We start from the raw sequence: 17,067 nt of genomic DNA, 5'->3' as shown, positions 1-17,067 counted from the left end.
TGGGGGGTGGTGCGGTGGTGCGGTCGCCTGCGGGCTCAGGCGGTCTGCAGGACCAGCGGCTCCTCGACGAGGCGCTCGGTCTTGGCCCAGGCCTGCTTGCCGGTCAGCTGCCGGCCCAGCGCCCGGTAGGTGGCGACCAGGCCGAGGAGCAGGAAGGCCGGGTATGCCAGGGCGGCGAGCAGCATGCGGGACATCGACTCGTCCCCGCGCTTGGTCCGGTGCACGAGCACCCAGACCAGACCCGGGAACGTGGTCACGACCAGCCAGATGCCGAGGCTCAGACCGAGGGCGACCCAGGTGGGCAGAATCGGCAGCGGGTGACCGATCATGAGGCCCAGCGCCCCGACGATCATGCTGAGCGAGAGCAGGACCGCGACGATCGCGTTGACCCACGGCGAGATCAGGTAGTGCAGGATCTCGACCAGCGAGGTGCGGGTGATGTTGCCGGAGGAGAACAGCGAGCCGAGGTAGCGGGCGCACTGCAGGTTGCCCTGCGCCCAGCGGGTGCGCTGCCGGGTGAGGCGCTTGAGGTCGACCACCGCCTGCTGGGTGACCGAGGCGCGCGACGAGTAGCGGATCGAGACGCCCTGCAGGTGCATCCGCAGGCCCAGCTCCATGTCCTCGACCAGGCAGCTGGACCACGGGGCGTCGCCCAGCGCGATCAGCGTGGAGAGCCGGCTGAACTGGCCGTTGCCGCCGAGGCCGACGGTGTCCAGCGCGTCCCGCATGTTCTGGCAGGCGTCCACGATCGCGCCGAATTCCAGGTCCTGGACCGCGCCGAGCAGCTTGTTCCGGTTGCGGATCCGGACCTGCACCTGGACCGCGCCGACCTTGGTGTCGCCCATCAGCCGGCCGACCTCGACCAGGATGTTCTCGCTGCCCTGGCCGTCGCCGTCGATGATGCCGAGCACCACCCGGTGGGCCGGGATGCCCTCCTCGGCGGAGATCCGGGCGATGAAGCGGTAGGCGGCGTTCAGCGCCTCGCCCTTGCCCTGCCGGGCCTCGGGCAGCTCGCGGCGCATCACGTGCAGGCGCGGGTGGTCGATGCCGGCCAGCACCTCGGGCGTCCGGTCGTCCGAGCCGTCGTCGACGACCAGCACCCGGGCCAGCGTGCCGGCCGCGCCGCGCAGGCCGAGGGCGGCGTTCACGGTGTTGGCGACCACCGCCTCCTCGTTCAGCGCGGGCACGATGATCCAGAAGTGGTCGGGCTTGCCGACGCCGCTGGCCAGGGTCTTGTTGACCACCCGGGCCCGGTGCGTGCCGACGTAGCGGACCGCGAACCAGACCAGGACGACGGTGGAGAGCGGCCAGGCCAGCAGGATCGCGTAGCCAGTCACCGCGATGAGCCAGCCGTCAGATGCCGACATCACATCCCCCGTCTCTGTCACTTTTCGTGAGATTCCGCCAGCGAAGTGGACCACGCTCTTGGACGTAATAGGACATTACGGCGCTACTCAGCGTCATCCAAGGGGCGTCGGCCGGGCGGGGGCGCAGACCGCCCGAAAGGCCCATGTCAGACAACTCAGGCGGCGCGGAGCAGGCGAAACCGGGCGTGCGGTGCCCGAATCGGGTGAGTCGGAAGAGAATTCCTGGGGTCACCGGACGGATGCGGAGAGTAGTTAACTCGGGGGCGACCGGATGACTACAGAGGGTGCTCATGGCGTACGAAAAAGGCGGCCGCCTCAAGCGACCGCCTTCCGTGCCCGGACAGCTAATCCCGGGTGTCGTCCAGCAGGGTGGGGTTGTCCCGCAGCATCGCCGCCAGCCGGCGCGCCGCCATCTCGGTCTCCTCCGCCGGGTTGGCCTGGAACGGGACCGGCTCCTGGTAGGGCAGCGGCTCCTGGAAGACCGGCTCCTGGAACGCGGTCGGCTCGGCGTGCGACGCGGGCGGCACGGGTGGAGCGAACGGCGGCGCGGACGGCACCGGCGAGACGAACGGCGGCGCGGCGGGCGCCGGCGGGGTGAACGGCGGCGCCGAGGGCACCGGCGGCGGTGCATAGGCGGCCGGCGGCGGCGGGGGTGGCGCGGCCGGGGACTGCGGCGTCACGAACGGCCGCTCCGCGGTGGGCGGCTCGGCGTAGTCGTAGTCGGTGGGGCCGAACCGGTCCTGGTCGTCGTGGCTGCCGCGGGGCGGCGGCTCCGGGTCCTCGACGTTGATCTCGAAATCGGCGTGCGTGCGCCCGGCGCCGGGCGGCGGCCGGTCGGCCACCGAGCGGTCGGCCCGGACCTGCACGGTGCCGCCGGCGAAGGCGAACTGGAGCAGCACCGGGTCGCCGACGCCCTCGACCCCGACCGTGACGGCCAGGCTGGGATGCCGGGCGACCACCGCGGCGATCGCCTCGACCAGCTCGGTCACGGCCGGCGGCGTCGACGGGGCGTCCGCCCCGGTGGCGCGCCGCCGGAGCTCGTCGCGACGAGCAAGCTTGTCGAGCGCGTCGTCCAGTCCGCCTCGCACGGTCACCGTCCTCTTCGTTCGCACGGTCGCCCGGTACCCCACTGTGCCCTCCCGTGGGCACGTTTGGGAATGCTTGTGAACCGGGCGACTCGCGCACACCCTACGACGGGATACGGATCAGGCCTTCATCCGGATCGCCTTGTCCAGAGCCTGGTCGAGAACGACCAGCAAGGCGTCCCGGACCGAGGCGCGGAACCGGGCGTCGTAGGAGATGACCGGGACGTCCTCGCGGACCGCGAGCGCCCAGCGCACCTCGTCGAGGCTGTAGCCCATCTGGCCGTTGAAGGTGTTCACGCCGACCACGAACGGCAGGCCGGCCCGCTCGAAGTAGTCGACCGCCGGGTAGCAGTCGTCGATGCGGTTGGTGTCCACCACGACCAGCGCGCCGAGAGCGCCCTTGACCAGGTCGTCCCACATGAAGGCGAACCGGGTCTGGCCCGGCGTGCCGAAGATGTAGAGCTTCAGCGTCTGGTCGATGGTCAGTACGCCGAAGTCCATCGCGATGGTGGTGGTGGTCTTCGTGGTGGCCTGACCGACGTTGTCGATGCCGATCGACTCCGAGGTCATCTCGGCCTCGGTGGTCAGCGGAGAGATCTCCGAGATGGCGCCGACGGTCGTCGTCTTGCCCACCCCGAAGCCACCGGCCACGATGATCTTGACCGGTACCGGCGCCTTCTTCGGCGCGGGAGCGCCCGGTATGCGCGCGGTACCGACGACGCGGTTAGCTGATGGATCGAAGTCCACGGATCACTCGCATGATGGTCTCGGGGTCAGGGGTGTCGTTCTCGCGCCCTTGCACGTCCACCTGGCCGGCGGCGCGCAGGTCGCCGACGAGGATCTGGCAGACGCCCAGGTGCAGGCGAAGGCGTGCGGAGATCTCGGCTACCGAAATCGGGCTCTCCTCGAGGAGAGACACGATCGCCCTGGTTTCCGGTGAGAGCCGGGACGGCGGCGCGCCATGCACCACCGTCACCTGAGTCTCCATACCGATGTCGGGATCGCCTCCATCGGTGCGTCCCGCCGTGATGACGAACGGGCGCAGAGTGTTGTTCTGTCCTTGCTCGACCGGCGGCTGTTCCCCGGTAGGGGTGTAGCCACCGGCCGAGTGCTTCGGACCGGATTGCAGGAAGGGCCGGACTCCGGGTCGCGCCGGAGGCACCGGTTCGTCGGGGTCCGGGTACGTCATTGCTGGACGGCGTTCTTCAGCTCGGCGATCAGGCGCGGGCTCAGGGCGCCGCCGGCCCGGGTGGCGAAGAGCGTCATCTCGTACGCCAGGGTGCCCAGGTTCGCGGTCCGGTCGGCGATCACGCCGAGCACCGAGCCGGCGCTGATCGCGGTGACCAGCAGGTAGCCGTCGGCCATGTCGATGATGACCCGGTTCAGGGCGCCCAGCCGGTACCAGCTCGCGGCGCCGCCGGCCAGGCTGGTCAGCCCGGAGACGACGGCCGCGAGACGCTCGGCGTTCGGGCGGTCCTTGATCGCGGACATGGCCATCAGCAGACCGTCCGAGGAGACGGCGATGGCTTCGATAACGCCCGCGGTACCGGACGTGAAGGAGTCAAGCAGCCAGTTGAAGGTTTTGGCTTCGGCGCTGAGCTGACTTTGCGCGGTGGGGTATGGGGAAGTCATCGCGGTTGTCCCTCGGGTTGTGGCTGAGTTTCATTCAGTGCGAGTGCGACGCCGTACTCGAACTGATCCATCAGGGCTCGGGCCTGCTCCGGATCCATCAGCGTCGGCGCCGGCGGAAGGATCGGCTGGTGCGGCTCGTCACGCGGCAGGGTTGCCCCTGGCACGCGGCGAGTCAAGCCACCACCGCCGCCGTTGGACGGCGGAGGGGGCGGGGGGACCGCCGCCGGAGCGGGGGCCGGGGTGTTCCACTGCGGCTCGGGAGCCGGGGTGTTCCACTGCGGCGCGGCCTCGGGGGCCGGCGTGTTCCACTGCGGCGCGGCCTCCGGAGCCGGGGCCGGCACGTTCCACTGCGGGGCGGGCAGGTCGGGCATCGAGGCCGGCATCGTCCACTGGCCGTCCGCGAAGTCCGGAGCCGGCAGGGACGTGCTGGTCTCGTGAGCCCGGCTGACCCCTGCCTCGAACGCGTCGAAGGCGGCCCGGGCGGCCAGGGCGTCGTCCTGCGACGGCGCCGCGGCGTGCTGCTTCGGACCGGTCTCCATCGGGAGCTGGCTGCCCGGCACCCGGCGGCGCAGCGGCTTGTTGCCGCCGTTCCGCGGGGCCGCCGCCGGCTCCGGAGCGGTCGGCTCCGGGACCGGGGCCGAGTAGCCCGAGTTGCTGGCCGAAGTCATCGGTGCCTCCACGGCCGGAGCCGGGGTGTTCCAGACCGGCTCGGCCGGCTGGGGGGTGTTCCAGGTGCTCTCGGCCGGGGCCGGGGTGTTCCAGACCGGCTCGGCCGGCTGCGGGGTGTTCCAGCTGGACTCCGCCGGGGCCGGGGTGTTCCAGCTCGGCTCGGCCGGGGCCGGGGTGTCCCAGCTGTTCGCGGCCGGAGCCGGGGCCGGGGTGGCCCAGGCGGCCGCGGCCGGCTCCGGGACGTTCCAGGCGGTCTCCGACGGCTGCGGCGTGTTCCAGCCCGGTGCGGCCGGCAGGGCCGGCTCGGCGCCCCAGGACTGCTGGCCGGCGGCGGGCAGCTCGGGGAGCGCGGACGGAACCCGCCCGGCGACCGGGATGCCGCTGTTGTAGCCGTGCGACGGGTCCGGCTGCTGGTAGACCGGCTGCTGGTAGGCCGGCTCCTGGTAGGCCGGGCCGGGCGAGTAGACCGGCTCGGCGTCGTAGACCGGCTGACCGGCGTACGGGTCCTCGACGGCCGGCTGCGCGCCGAAGGCGTTCCAGGACGGCACCGACTCCAGGGTCTGGGTGGCCCGGTTCAGCACGTTCGGGTCGAACGGCTGCTGGCTGCCCGGGACGGTACGGACCGCGGTGCTGGCGATCGCCACCTCGGCGGTGTTGCCGCGCAGCGCACCGCTGACCGGCGCCATCATCGGCTCCCGCTGGGCCGGGATCTGCGGCATCGCGGCCGCCGCCGGAACCGCCGGCGGCGCCTGCGCACCCGCCACCGCCAGGCTCTCCACCCGGGCGATCAGGTGCTGCGGGCTCAGGTCGATCCAGGCGGTCAGACCGCCGTCCGGGGTGTCGGTCAGGGTGACCTCGATGCCGTGCCGGCGGGCCAGCCGGCCGACCACGAACAGACCGAGCACCTCGGTGGGGGCCAGGTCCAGCCGCTCACGGCGGGTCAACCGGGCGTTCTCCTCGGCCAGCCGCTCCGGCGCGAGACCGAGGCCGTGGTCGATGATCGCCAGGCGGGCGCCGCCGCGCAGCTCCTCGGCGCTGACCGTGACGGTGGTGTGCGGCGGGGAGAACGTGGTGGAGTTCTCCAGCAGCTCGGCGAGGAGCAGGGTGAGGTCGGCCAGGACGGCCGGCACCACGACGATCTCCTCGGGGACCTCCACGTCGACACGGGTGTAGTCCTCGATCTCACCGAGGGCGAGACGGACGACGTCGGAGAGCGGCAGCGGGGCCATGTGCTCGTTCGAGCCGGCGCTGCCGGAGAGCACGACCAGCGCGGACGCGTTCCGGCGCAGACGGCTGGACATGTGGTCCAGGCGGTACAGCTCGCGGAGGCGGTCGCTGTCGGTCTCCCGGCGCTCCAGGGAGTCGATCAGGGACAGCTGGCGGCCGACCAGGTTCTGGGTACGCCGGCCGACGTGCCCGAACATCTGGGCGACGTTACGGCGGCCGAGCACCTGGCGTTCCACCAGCCGGGCGGCGGTGGTCTGCACGCGGTCGAACGCGCGGGCCAGGTCACCGATCTCGTCCTGGGCCTCGACGTCGACCGGGTCCAGGCGGATCGGGCGTACCTGGGCCTCGGCCTCGTCGTCGGCGACCCGCTCGAGCTCGGCCTCGGCGGCTCGGGCGATCCGGTCCGCGGAGACGGTCAGGCGGCGCAGCGGCCGGGCGACCGCGCGGGCCATGAAGATCGAGAGCGTGACCACCAGGATCAGCAGGAGCAGCGCGCCACCACCGACGAACACCGCCTGCCGGATGGCGCTGTCCCGGTTGCCGTTGACGGCGATGTCCACGTCCTTGGCCACGCGCTTCTCGACGAAACCACCGAGCACCATGACCGAGTTCAGCGACGGGAACAGCGTCCGGATGTTGAGGGTGCCCAGCGCCTGGCCCGGGTTGGTGGCGAGCGAGGCGGTGAACTCCGGGCCCACCCGGGACTGGAACGCGTCCTGGGTGCTCAGGTAGAGCTTGTACTGCCCGTCGGTGAAGTACGGCTTCGACGAGGTGATGATCGACTGGATCTCGTTGAACGCGTTGCCGAACAGGGTCAGCAACAGCGGCGCGGTGGCCCGCGTCTTGGCGTCCGGGGCCCGGCTCACCGCGACCGCGGTGGCCAGGTAACAGGACGCCTGGCTGATCAGGTCGTCGGAGCGCATGGCGCGCTCCAGGGCGAAGACCTGCTGGCCGACGCTGGTGGTCAGGTCGGCGTGGGTGGACAGCGCCAGACCGTCGATCATCGGCGTGATCACGTTGGTGAAGTCCTGGACCACGTCGGTCGGCAGGACCAGGCCGTTGAGCACGTTCGCCCGCGTGCTGTTCAGCTTGCTGGCCAGCACGACCGACCGCCGCAGCGCCGGCGGCAGGCTGATCTCGTCGTCGGTGAGCAGCTCGGCCACCTTGTCGGCGGCCTCGGCGCTCTGCACCACCAGATCCGGTTCCTCGACCAGGCCCAGGGTGTAACCCACCGACAGCAGGCGCTCCTCCTGGAGCTCCAGGACCGCGGTGCTGACCCGGGTGGCGAGCTGGACGGTGTCCGAGGTGTCCTGCGCGGTCGACGCGGCGTCGACACGGTTGTAGATGATCGGCACGGTCAGCGCGAGCACGCCGAGCAGTGGTACGAGCACCAGCAGGGCGAGTTTGCCCAGGATGCGGAACTTAGCGAAGAGCACCGGTACGCTCCCGCCCGCCGCTGTAGTTCGAGTCGCCGTAGGTGTCGTACGAGCCGGCCGACTGCACCGAGACGTCGCGGCTGCCCTCGCCCGGCTGCGGGGCCAGGCCGGCCCGCACGTCGCGAGCCCGGATCCGGGTCCAGAAGGTGGCCACCACGATCAGCAGGACCGCCACGGCGAACAGGCCGTACGCCTCGAAGCGCTTGTAGTTCAGGGTGTCCATCCGGTCGTCGAGCAGGCCGGAGATCTCCTTGAGCACCACGTCGGACAGCGCGCTCAGCGCGTTCTGCAGCGAGGACTGCGCGGTCACCAGGGTCGACGCGTTCGGCGCGCCGCCACCGATGTTGGCGCCACGGTTGGCGGCCTCGATGCCGCGCCGGAACGAGTCCAGGTTGCTCACCAGGTTGCCGCTGAGGGTGTCGCTGTTGGTGCTGTCGACCGCCTCCTGGAGGCTGTCGGTGACCTCCTCCACGCCCTCCTGCACCTGCAGCGCCTGGTAGCCGAACTTGATCGTCAGCAGCTGCCGCTGTGCCTTGCGGGCGCCGGCGGCCATGGCCGCGAGGTCGCTCATCCGGCTGACCGCGGTGACCGACTCCGGCATGCGGGCGGTGACCGCCTCCTGGAGGAACCAGATGTCGTTGTCGTCGTCCTGCGCCAGCGTCGAGTTCTCGGCGACCACGTCGTACATCTCGAGCGTCAGGTCGGCGACCTCGACGTGCGCCTCGAAGACCTCGTCGGCGGTGCCGGTGACCTTGGGCAGCTTGGCGATCTTGTCCTTGAGGTCGGCCCAGCGGGTCGTGGTCCCCAGGTCGTCACCGAGGCGCTCGTCGACACCCTGCACCCGGGACACCGCCGCGGTCACCGAGGCGGGCTCGGCGGCGACGCCCTGCAGGGCCGAGGACTGCGACTCGGCGAGCGCGCTGACCAGCTTCGACAGGGCGCCCAGGTATTCCACGCCCTGTTGCTCGAGCCGGGTGTTGTCGCGCTGCTTGGAGTTCTCTTGCAGGACCCGCAGGAACAGGCCTGCGGCCGGCAGCAGGACCAGAGCCGTCAGCACCACCGCGAGGGCGGAGCGTAAACGGGTTCGCCGGCTGTTCACCGAGACTGACATTGCTTTCGTCCTCCGCCATGCACACACGCGATGGGCCATTGGGGGGCTACCGAACGTAGCCATGCGGGCGCACCGATCTGGGTCAATCTATCCGAGAAATCCTCAAGAAACCCCTTTCCAAGGGTCAGAGTTCGCTCGGCTGATCGGGGGATACGCAGCACTGCCGAACCCGCTGTACCCGCAGCGTGGGGGCGTCGGCTGAGTGAAACGTGCCGCGGAGATGGTATCCGGATGGCGGCGGAGACGTGAATATGAGTTCTACTTCGGATTCGTTACGTCTTGGGTGCGATCAGCTCCACGGAAAGTGGTCTACCAATCACAGAAAGGCAGAAACTCACCCTGCGTAGCCGGATCGCGACATAAAAAGGCGGCCCCTCCGTCCCGTTTTCGACACGGAGAGGCCCGAATGACTTAAATCCTGCTCAGTGCTTTCCGAAGTGGATCAAGACCGAGAGAGCCCAGATTCAGCGCATCTCGGTGGAATGTCTTGAGGTCGAAGTCACTGCCCTTGCGCTGCCTCGCCTCGTCCCGGGCCTGCAGCCAGATCCGCTCGCCGACCTTGTACGACGGCGCCTGCCCCGGCCAGCCCAGGTACCGCCGCCACTCGAACCGCAGCACGTCCTCCTGCATCCGGCTGTGCCCGCGGAGGAACTCCCAGCCCAGCTCGGGTGTCCAGTGCTCGCCCGGATGGAAGCCGAACGGGTTGTCCTTCGGGATCTCCAGCTCGAGATGCATGCCGATGTCGACGATCACCCGGGCCGCACGGAGCGCCTGGCCGTCCAGCATGCCGAGCCGGTCGCCCGGATCGGTGAGGTAGCCCAGCTCGTCCATCAGGCGCTCGGCGTACAGCGCCCAGCCCTCGCCGTGCCCGGAGCACCAGGACAGCAGCCGCTGCCAGCGGTTCAGCGTGGCGGCCCGGAGCAGGGTCTGGCTGACCTGCAGGTGATGCCCGGGCACGCCCTCGTGGTAGACCGTGGTCACCTCCCGCCAGGTGGAGAAGGTCTCCTGGCCCTCCGGCACCGCCCACCACATCCGGCCCGGCCGGGAGAAGTCCTCGCTCGGGCCGGTGTAGTAGATCCCGCCGTCGCTGGTCGGGGTGAGGCAGCACTCCAGTTTCTGGGCCGGCGCCTCGATGTCGAAGTGGGTGCCGTTCAGCTCGCTGATCGCCCGGTCGGAGAGCGCCTGCATCCAGTCGCGGAACTGCTCCTTGCCGGGAAGGTTGCGGGCCGGGTCGGCGTCCAGGGTGTCCACCGCCAGCTCGATCGAGGCGCCCGGTCCGGCGATCGCCGCGGAGACCGCGAGCATCTCCCGCTCCAGGCGGTGCAGCTCGGCGAAACCCCACTGGTACGTCTCCAGCAGGTCCACCTTCGCGCCGAGGAAGTACTGCGAGGCCAGGGTGTACCGCTCCAGGCCGGCGGCCTCCTTCGCCCGCCCGCGCGGGGCCAGCTCGTCGCGCAGGAACCGGCCGAACTCGGCGGTCGCGACGGTCGCCGCGGTGGCGCCCCGGCGCAGGTCGGCGGCGAGCCCGCCGGACGCCCGCAGCCGGTCGGCCAGGCCCTCGAAGAAGTTGTCCCGCTCCGGGTCGGTCCACGCGGCGCACTGCTCGGCGACCGCGGCCAGCTGCGCCCGCGGGCTGATCACGCCCCGGTCGGCGCCCTCCAGCAGGGTCCGCCGGTACTGCTGCAGGGCGCGCGGAAGATCGTTGAGCCGGGCCGCGATGTTGGCCACCGCCGGCTCGCCCTCGGTCGGCATCATGTCGAACGCCATCCGCAGCTCGTGCAGCCCGCTGGCGATCACGTTGAGGTCGGTGGCCGTGTAACCGGCGTCGTGCCGGGCCAGCTCGAGGCCCAGCCGCTCCATCATGGCGTCCTTGGCCACCTCCTCCGACTCGTGCTCCGGCTCCAGCACGTCGAGGTCGTTGAGGGTGCGGCGGGTCAGCTCGGCCCGGGCCGCGAAACCCTCCGGTGAGAGGTCGTCGGTCTTGTCGTCGTAACCCGAGATGCCGACGGCGGAGGCGCCGGTCGGGTTCAGCTCGGCCCAGTCGTCGACATAGCGGTTGGCGAGTTCGTCAATTCGTCCCACGGCCCGACCCTAGGCGATGTCCCGCCGCCGCAGCCGTCCCATTTCAGCGGTGCGACGCCGTCCACTCCACCAGGCGATCGGCGGTCCAGGTGTTGACCACCCGGTCGGCGGTCACCCCGCAGAGCGCCGCCCGCTCACAGCCGAAGCCCTGCCAGTCCAGCTGGCCGGGGGCGTGCGCGTCGGTGTCGATGCTGAACCGGCAGCCGGCCTCGACCGCCACGGTGAGCATCCGCTTCGGCGGGTCGAGCCGGTCCGGCCGGGAATTGATCTCCACGGCCTTGTCGTGCTCGACGCACGCGGCCAGCACCTTCTCCAGGTCGAAGGTGCTCGGCGGGCGGGTCCGGGCGGTCCGGTGCGCGGCGTCGCCGGCCCCGGCCGCGGCCACCTTGCGCCCGGTCATGTGCCCGAGGATGTCCAGGTGCGGGTTGGCGATCGCGGCCAGCATCCGCCGGGTCATCCGCGCCGAGTCGTCGCGCAGCTTGCTGTGCACCGAGCCGACCACCACGTCCAGCCGGTCCAGCAGTTCGTCCTCCTGGTCCAGCGAGCCGTCCTCCAAGATGTCCACCTCGATCCCGGTGAGGATCCGGAAGCCGTCGGGCAGCTGCGCGTTCAGCTCCGCCACGTGGTCGAGCTGACGGCGCAGCCGGTCGGCGGTCAGCCCGCGGGCCACGGTCAGCCGCGGCGAATGGTCGGTGAGCACGAAGTACTCGTGCCCGACCTCGGCCGCGGCCAGCGCCATCTCGGCGATCGGCGAGCCGCCGTCGGACCAGTCCGAGTGCACGTGGCAGTCACCGCGCAGCGCGGCCCGCAGCTCGGCCGCCGCGGCCGGCAGGTCGGTGCCCTCGGTGCTGAGCAGCCGCCGCAGGTAGACCGGCTCCTCGCCGGCCAGCGACTCGGTCACGCAGCGGGCGGTCACCTCGCCGACCCCGGCCAGCTTGGCCAGGGTGCCGGCCGCGGCCCGCTCGGCCAGCTCCTCGCCGGGTGTCCGCGCCACCGTCGCGGCCGCCGACCGGAACGCCTTCACCCGGTAGGTCGCCTCGTTCGCCCGCTCCAGCAGGAACGCGATGCGCCGCAGATCGGCGACCGGATCACGCGATGCCATACCGCCCAGACTAGGCGGAATCAGCCTCCGCTGTGCCGGCTCACCGCGGGACAGCGACGGTGGATCTCTTCGCTGCCACCGGGCTACCGGTCGTACCGGGAAAAGATCCGCGAGGATGCGGTCGGCGTCGCGGCAGCGGGGATGGTTGTCAGCCGTCAGACCGGAGTTCCGGACGGGGTTGCCCAGTGAAGATTCACATCGGTATGTTCCCTGCGCCGTGCGGTCGGGCCGACGGCGTAACAGGGGAGTGAACGCGATGCCCACAGCGCTGCGTGCCGCGATCTCGGTCGTCATGCTGGCCGGTTTCTATCTGCTCGGGCTGGCGCAGCTGGCCCTGGTCGGCTGGCTTCTCTACGAGATCTGGACGCACCTGCACGGCGCCGGCGCGGCCAAGCTGAGCTGGCTGCTGATCGCCGCGGTCGGCGCGGTGCTGGCCGGTTTGTGGCGGGCGATCCGGGCCAAGCCCGGCGACCCGGACGGTCTGCTGGTCAGCCCGGAGCAGGCGCCCGAGCTGTGGCAGCAGGTCCGGGCGCTGGCCGCCGAGGTGGGCACCCGGGCGCCGGACGAGATCCGGCTGGTGCCCGAGGTGAACGCCGCGGTCAGCGAGGACACCAAGCTGCTCGGCCTGGTCGGCGGGACGCGCCGGCTCTACATCGGCATGCCGCTGCTGCAGACCTTCAGCGTGGACCAGATGCGTTCGGTGCTCGCCCACGAGCTGGGGCACTACTCCGGTTCGCACACCCGGCTGTCCGCGGTCGCCTACCGGGGCCGGGTGGCGATGCACGAGACCCTCGACCGGGTCGGCCGGTGGAACGTGTTCGGCTGGGTCTTCAAGGCGTACGGCTGGCTGTACCAGCTGGTCAGCAGCGCGGTCGCGCGCCGGCAGGAGTTGGAGGCGGACCTCGCGTCGGTGCGGGTGGCCGGAGTGGACGCGGCGGTCTCCTCGATGCGCGAGCTGCCGGTCGTCGGCGCCGCCTGGGGCTTCTACATGAACCGGTACATCGGCTACGGCTGGGAGCTCGGCTACGCCCCGGACGACGTCTTCGGCGGCTTCAGCCAGCTCTACCGGGCCCGCGCCGACGAACTCGCCGAGCTGCGCGAGCAGGAGCCGGACGACGAGACCTCGCGCTGGGACAGCCACCCGGCGATCGGCGACCGGATCGCCGCGATGCGGGCCGCGCCGCGCACCGCGCACGCGGTCGACGGCCGGCCGGCCACCGTGCTGCTGCCCGCGGTCGAGGCGGCCGGCCTGGCGCTGCAGCGCGAGGTGGTCGACTTCGGCAGCCGGACCGTCCTGCCCTGGGCCGACTTCACCGCCGCGTCGATGACCCTGGTCGCGCAGAACCGCGCCGACCGGGTGTTCCGCAGCGTGGCCCGGCTGACCGGCGCCCCGTCGGCCGGGCTGGCCGAGCTCTTCGGCCTGGTCCAGGCGGGCCGGCTGGGCGAGCTGGCCGCCGAGTTCTTCCCGGAGTCGACCCGCCGGGAGGCGGCCGCCCGGTTCGCCGGCCCGATGGACGACCTGATCGAGCTGGCCGCGGTGCGCTCCGGCCAGGCCCGCTGGCAGCACTCCTGGTCGGCGCCGGCCCGGCTGGTCGACCGGGACGGCGAGCCGGTCGACTTCTCCGAGATCGCCAAGCTGGCCGTCGCCCCGGAGACGCTGGACGAGGCGCGCCGCCGGCTGGCCGAGCGGGGCGTGCAGGTGGAGACCGTCACCGTGGTGCAGACCCGGGCCACCGGGCAGGGTGCCGAGGTGCTCGGCGCGATGCCGAACGTCAAGGTGGACGGCGCCGAGCACGCCGACCTGATCCTGCTCAGCAAGGGTTTCGTCCTGGTCCCGGCGCCGAAGTCGACCGACGACGGCGACAAGCGGGTGGCCGCCCTGCTCGGCGCCGTCTCGCCGGCCGAGCTGGCGGCGCGGTACCGCTACCTCCCGTTCGAGGAGATCTCCACCGTGCGGATCGACCGGGAGGTGCCGGTCAACGCCACGCTGACGCTGCACGACGGGCGCACGGTCGGCATCCAGGAGCGGTGGACCGCCGACAAGATGGGCAAGAGCGACGACCTGTTCCGCGAGATGCTCACCGAGCTGCGGGACAAGCGGGACAGATAGATAGTCTGCCGCCATGCGGACTATCGACTGGGTGGACGGAGCCGTGGAGATCGTCGATCAGACGGCGCTCCCCGGCGACCTGCGGGTGCTGCGGCTGCACACGGTCGGCGAGCTGATCGCGGCGATCCAGTCGCTGGCCGTGCGGGGCGCGCCGGCGCTGGGTGTGGCCGGCGCGTTCGGGGTGGCGCTCGCGGCCCGGGTGCACGGGGACGACCCCGGAGCGCTGCGCCAGGCCGTACAGCGAATCGAGACCGCGCGGCCCACGGCCGTGAACCTGGCCCGCGGCGCGCAACGCGCGGCGAACCTGCTGCCCCTGGGCCCGGACGCGGTGCTGGCCGAGGCCTGCGCGATCCGGGACGAGGAGATCGCCGCCTCGGAGTCGATGGCCGCCCGCGGCGCCGACCTGGTCACCGAGTTGTGCGGGCCGCGGGCCCGGCTGCTGACCCACTGCAACACCGGCGGGCTGTGCGCGGTGACCGTCGGCACCGCGCTGGGCGTGGTCGGCGAGCTGCACCGGCGCGGCCGGCTGACCGGGGTGATCGCCAGCGAGACCCGGCCGCTGCTCCAGGGCGCCCGGCTGACCTCCTGGGAGCTGACCCAGTGGGGTGTCCCGCACCGGGTCGCGGTCGACTCCGCCGGGCCGTTCCTGATGGCCCGCGGCGAGGTGGACGCGGTGATCCTGGGCGCCGACCGGATCTGCGCGAACGGCGACGTGATCAACAAGATCGGCAGTTACGCGCACGCGCTCGGTGCTCGCCGGGCCGGCATCCCGTTCCTGGTGGTGGCCCCGGAGTCGACGGTGGACGGGGCGACGCCGACCGGCGGGCACGTCGAGATCGAGGACCGCGGGGCCGCCGAGGTGACCGCGTGGAGCGACGCGGTCAATCCGGCGTTCGACGTGACCCCGGCCGATCTGGTCACCGCGATCGTCACCGACCGCCGGGTGATCAGGCTCGATCGCGGGGAGCGACCCTAGGGCTTGGTCCACGCCGTGAGCCACGGCGTGTCCGGCCAGCCCTCGGCGGCCGCCATCAGCGGGAACGCGGTGGCGCCGTCGATGCTCTCCCGGATGATGTCGGCGTGCCCGGTGTGCCGGGCGGTCTCCTGGATCAGGTGCAGCAGGATCCAGCGCAGGGTGAAGTGGTCGAGGTCCGGCCGGTTCCATGGCACCGACTTGTCGACCGGGATCCGGTGGCCCAGGTCGTCCAGCTCGGTGACGGTCTTCTCGGTCTCCTCGGCGATCCGGTCGTAGCGGGCGAACAGCTCCTCGATCGTCTCGCCGTCGGCCAGCGCGAAGTTCTCCTGGTACTTCGCGAAGTCCGGTTTCTGGTCGCTGCCCCGGGCGGTGGCGATCCAGCCCTCCTCGGTGGACGCGCAGTGCTTGATCAGGCCACCGACGCTGAGCGTGCTGGCGCTCGGCGTGGCCCGCAGCTGCTCCGGAGTGAGGCCGTAGGCGGTCAGCCGGAGCTGGTAACGCATCTGGGCGAGGTAGGCCAGCAGGCCCTCTTGCTCGTTGCTGATGGGTCCGACCTGACCGGGCATGCCGACTCCTAAGTCGTGGTTTCTTCGTCGGAAACCACGCTAGGGCGAATAGCGGTCAGTTTACGGCCGCATTGTCGCGAGCCCGACATCGTCCACCGAAGTCACCCAGCCCCCGGCCCGGCCCAGCTCCAGCAGCGTGTGCGCCGGCGCGGCCAGCCAGGGGCGGCCGGGTGGCGCTTCCGGAGGCCACGGGATCCGGCCCGGCACGCCCGGTTGCGGAGGCCAGGTCCGCCGCAACTCGCCGGCCCTGCCCAGATAGGGAAGCAGCGCCGTCGCCGGATCCGGCAGCTCCAGGTCCCGCACCAGCGCCTCAAGATCGTTGATCACGTGGCGGAGCTCGTTGCCCACCTCGTTGGCGTTGCCCCCGCACATGGCGGCGATCAGCTCCGCCCGGGTGGCTGCGACCCTCGTCCCGTCCCGGAATGATCCGGCCGCCAGCGCCGCGTTCAGTGGGCTACCCACCTTCATGGCCAGCGCGGCGGCCAGCAGGTGCGGGACGTGGCTGATCGACGCCACCGCGTTGTCGTGCTCGGCCGCGGTGATCGGCAGCACCCGGGCGCCGAGCGCGGTGTACAACCGGGCCAGCACCATCCAGTCGTCGAGGTCGGTGCCGTGCGGCTCGACGCAGAGCACCCAGACGCAGCCGGTGAACAGCTCCGGGTCGGCCGCGGCGAACCCGGACGACTCGGTGCCGGCCATCGGATGGCCGCCGACGAACCGGCGGCCCTCGGTGAGGTCCCGCACCGGCCCCTTCACCGAGGTCACGTCGGTGAGCAGACCCGGATAGTCGACCAGTTCGGCGAGCACGGCCGGCAGGTGCGGCAGCGGCACCGCCAGCACCGCGACCGCGGTCCCGGCCACCGCCGCCGCGGCGGAGTCGCCGACGCGGAACCCCGCCGCCCGGGCCAGATCCCGGGTGGCGGGGTCCACGTCGAAACCGGTCACCTCATGCCCGGCCGCCGCGAACGCCCGCAGCAGCGAGCCACCGATGAGTCCGAGTCCGACGACCGCGATCCGCACGCCTTGTTATACCGGGTCAGGCCTTGCAGCCGTGCGCCTTGTTCCACTTCTTCACGGCGGCGACCGGGCTCTTCTGCCCGCCCTTGCGCCACGACTTCAGGTACGAGTACGGCCACACCACGCCGCGCCGCACCTTCCAGTCGCCGACCTTCTTGCAGGCCGGGGAGATGCCGTAGTGCAGGTGGCAGACGCCGCTCGAGTTGCCGGTCTTGCCGACCTTGCCGACCTGCTGGCCGACCTTGACCCGGACACCCGCCTTGATCCCCTTGGTCACCGACTTCAGGTGCGAACCGTAGTAGCGCACCCCGTCGTCACCGAGGATGGAGACGAACTTGCCGCCGTTGTACGGCCCGTCTTTCACACCCTTCTTGTACTTGTCCACCCGGCTCACCTCGAGCACCACGCCGTTGGTGGTGGCCACCACCTTCGAGCCGCAGGCGGCGAAGATGTCGGTGGCCTTGTAGCCGGAGTGGGTCTCGTGCCAGGACACGTTCTTGGCGGCGACCGGGAAGGCGTACTTCTTGGTGGCCTTGGCCGCGGCGACCTGCACCGTGCTGGGGGCCGCGGCGGGCGCGGCAGCGACACGCGCCGGGGCGGCGTCGGCGGCGGCTGAGGTGCCGGAGCCGCCGACCGCGCAGCCGGCCAGACTCACGGCCGCGATCGTCAGAGCTGAGAGGGTACCGA

Annotated in this window: 14 protein-coding genes; 2 read left to right on the top strand and 12 right to left on the bottom strand. The window is 71.6% G+C overall.

The features are described 5' to 3' along the window. Nucleotides 1-35 precede the first annotated feature (35 nt). From BJY16_RS06780 to BJY16_RS06740, 9 genes are all read right to left on the bottom strand, one after another. The gene (locus BJY16_RS06780) at nt 36-1,367 is read right to left on the bottom strand and encodes a glycosyltransferase family 2 protein (protein WP_185038247.1); all 1,332 of its coding nucleotides are present in this window, start codon (nt 1,365-1,367) and stop codon (nt 36-38) included. A gap of 344 nt (nt 1,368-1,711) precedes the next feature. Beyond that, complete coding sequence (locus BJY16_RS06775) at nt 1,712-2,461, bottom strand: hypothetical protein (protein ID WP_185038246.1); 750 nt, start codon at nt 2,459-2,461, stop codon at nt 1,712-1,714. A gap of 111 nt (nt 2,462-2,572) precedes the next feature. Further along, entirely contained in the window at nt 2,573-3,199 is a 627-nt protein-coding gene (locus BJY16_RS06770) for a GTP-binding protein (protein WP_185038245.1), read from the bottom strand. Further along, nucleotides 3,177-3,641 carry a DUF742 domain-containing protein gene (locus BJY16_RS06765; RefSeq protein WP_185038244.1) on the bottom strand — a complete coding sequence of 155 codons (465 nt, stop codon included), beginning with the start codon at nt 3,639-3,641 and terminating at the stop codon, nt 3,177-3,179. The genes BJY16_RS06770 and BJY16_RS06765 overlap by 23 nt, the downstream gene beginning before the upstream one ends. Then, complete coding sequence (locus tag BJY16_RS06760) at nt 3,638-4,084, bottom strand: roadblock/LC7 domain-containing protein (protein WP_089295051.1); 447 nt, start codon at nt 4,082-4,084, stop codon at nt 3,638-3,640. The genes BJY16_RS06765 and BJY16_RS06760 overlap by 4 nt, the downstream gene beginning before the upstream one ends. After that, on the bottom strand, nt 4,081-7,416 hold the full coding sequence (locus BJY16_RS06755; protein WP_185038243.1) for a sensor histidine kinase: 3,336 nt from the start codon (nt 7,414-7,416) through the stop codon (nt 4,081-4,083). The genes BJY16_RS06760 and BJY16_RS06755 overlap by 4 nt, the downstream gene beginning before the upstream one ends. After that, nucleotides 7,403-8,476: a hypothetical protein gene (locus BJY16_RS06750; protein WP_311775303.1), complete on the bottom strand. Its 1,074-nt coding sequence runs from the start codon at nt 8,474-8,476 to the stop codon at nt 7,403-7,405. The genes BJY16_RS06755 and BJY16_RS06750 overlap by 14 nt, the downstream gene beginning before the upstream one ends. Before the next feature lie 462 nt (nt 8,477-8,938). After that, entirely contained in the window at nt 8,939-10,609 is a 1,671-nt protein-coding gene (locus BJY16_RS06745; RefSeq protein ID WP_185038241.1) for a DUF885 domain-containing protein, read from the bottom strand. Nucleotides 10,610-10,652: 43 nt separating this feature from the next. Further along, nucleotides 10,653-11,711, bottom strand: coding sequence for a PHP domain-containing protein (locus tag BJY16_RS06740; RefSeq protein WP_185038240.1), 1,059 nt, complete (start codon nt 11,709-11,711; stop codon nt 10,653-10,655). A 256-nt stretch (nt 11,712-11,967) separates the two neighbouring features. On the opposite strand from BJY16_RS06740, the gene BJY16_RS06735 reads away from it, so the two are divergent. Both BJY16_RS06735 and mtnA read left to right on the top strand, forming a co-directional pair. Continuing rightward, complete coding sequence (locus tag BJY16_RS06735) at nt 11,968-13,821, top strand: M48 family metallopeptidase (RefSeq protein WP_185038239.1); 1,854 nt, start codon at nt 11,968-11,970, stop codon at nt 13,819-13,821. 13 nt (nt 13,822-13,834) lie between these two features. Continuing rightward, the gene (gene mtnA / locus BJY16_RS06730) at nt 13,835-14,797 is read left to right on the top strand and encodes an S-methyl-5-thioribose-1-phosphate isomerase (protein WP_185038238.1); all 963 of its coding nucleotides are present in this window, start codon (nt 13,835-13,837) and stop codon (nt 14,795-14,797) included. Here mtnA and BJY16_RS06725 read toward each other — a convergent pair. The 3 genes from BJY16_RS06725 to BJY16_RS06715 are packed head-to-tail and all read right to left on the bottom strand — an operon-like array spanning nt 14,794 to nt 17,035. Then, the gene (locus BJY16_RS06725; protein WP_185038237.1) at nt 14,794-15,363 is read right to left on the bottom strand and encodes a DinB family protein; all 570 of its coding nucleotides are present in this window, start codon (nt 15,361-15,363) and stop codon (nt 14,794-14,796) included. The genes mtnA and BJY16_RS06725 overlap by 4 nt on opposite strands. Before the next feature lie 60 nt (nt 15,364-15,423). Next, nucleotides 15,424-16,383: a prephenate dehydrogenase/arogenate dehydrogenase family protein gene (locus BJY16_RS06720; protein ID WP_185038236.1), complete on the bottom strand. Its 960-nt coding sequence runs from the start codon at nt 16,381-16,383 to the stop codon at nt 15,424-15,426. A 16-nt stretch (nt 16,384-16,399) separates the two neighbouring features. Next, entirely contained in the window at nt 16,400-17,035 is a 636-nt protein-coding gene (locus BJY16_RS06715; protein WP_239177437.1) for a M23 family metallopeptidase, read from the bottom strand. Nucleotides 17,036-17,067 lie beyond the last annotated feature (32 nt).

Origin of the sequence: Actinoplanes octamycinicus, assembly GCF_014205225.1 — a bacterium.
Lineage (GTDB): Bacteria > Actinomycetota > Actinomycetes > Mycobacteriales > Micromonosporaceae > Actinoplanes > Actinoplanes octamycinicus.
The sequence above is the reverse complement of the archived record's forward strand: the minus strand, read 5'-3'. Positions and strand labels throughout refer to the sequence as shown.

Bases quoted from the DNA above. Each gene is read 5' to 3' on its own strand.
- BJY16_RS06780 (WP_185038247.1), bottom strand. From the start codon at position 1,367: ATGTCGGCATCTGACGGCTGGCTCATCGCGGTGACTGGCTACGCGATC.
- BJY16_RS06765 (WP_185038244.1), bottom strand. From the start codon at position 3,641: ATGACGTACCCGGACCCCGACGAACCGGTGCCTCCGGCGCGACCCGGA.
- BJY16_RS06760 (WP_089295051.1), bottom strand. From the start codon at position 4,084: ATGACTTCCCCATACCCCACCGCGCAAAGTCAGCTCAGCGCCGAAGCC.
- BJY16_RS06740 (WP_185038240.1), bottom strand. From the start codon at position 11,711: ATGGCATCGCGTGATCCGGTCGCCGATCTGCGGCGCATCGCGTTCCTG.
- BJY16_RS06735 (WP_185038239.1), top strand. From the start codon at position 11,968: ATGCCCACAGCGCTGCGTGCCGCGATCTCGGTCGTCATGCTGGCCGGT.
- mtnA (WP_185038238.1), top strand. From the start codon at position 13,835: ATGCGGACTATCGACTGGGTGGACGGAGCCGTGGAGATCGTCGATCAG.
- BJY16_RS06725 (WP_185038237.1), bottom strand. From the start codon at position 15,363: ATGCCCGGTCAGGTCGGACCCATCAGCAACGAGCAAGAGGGCCTGCTG.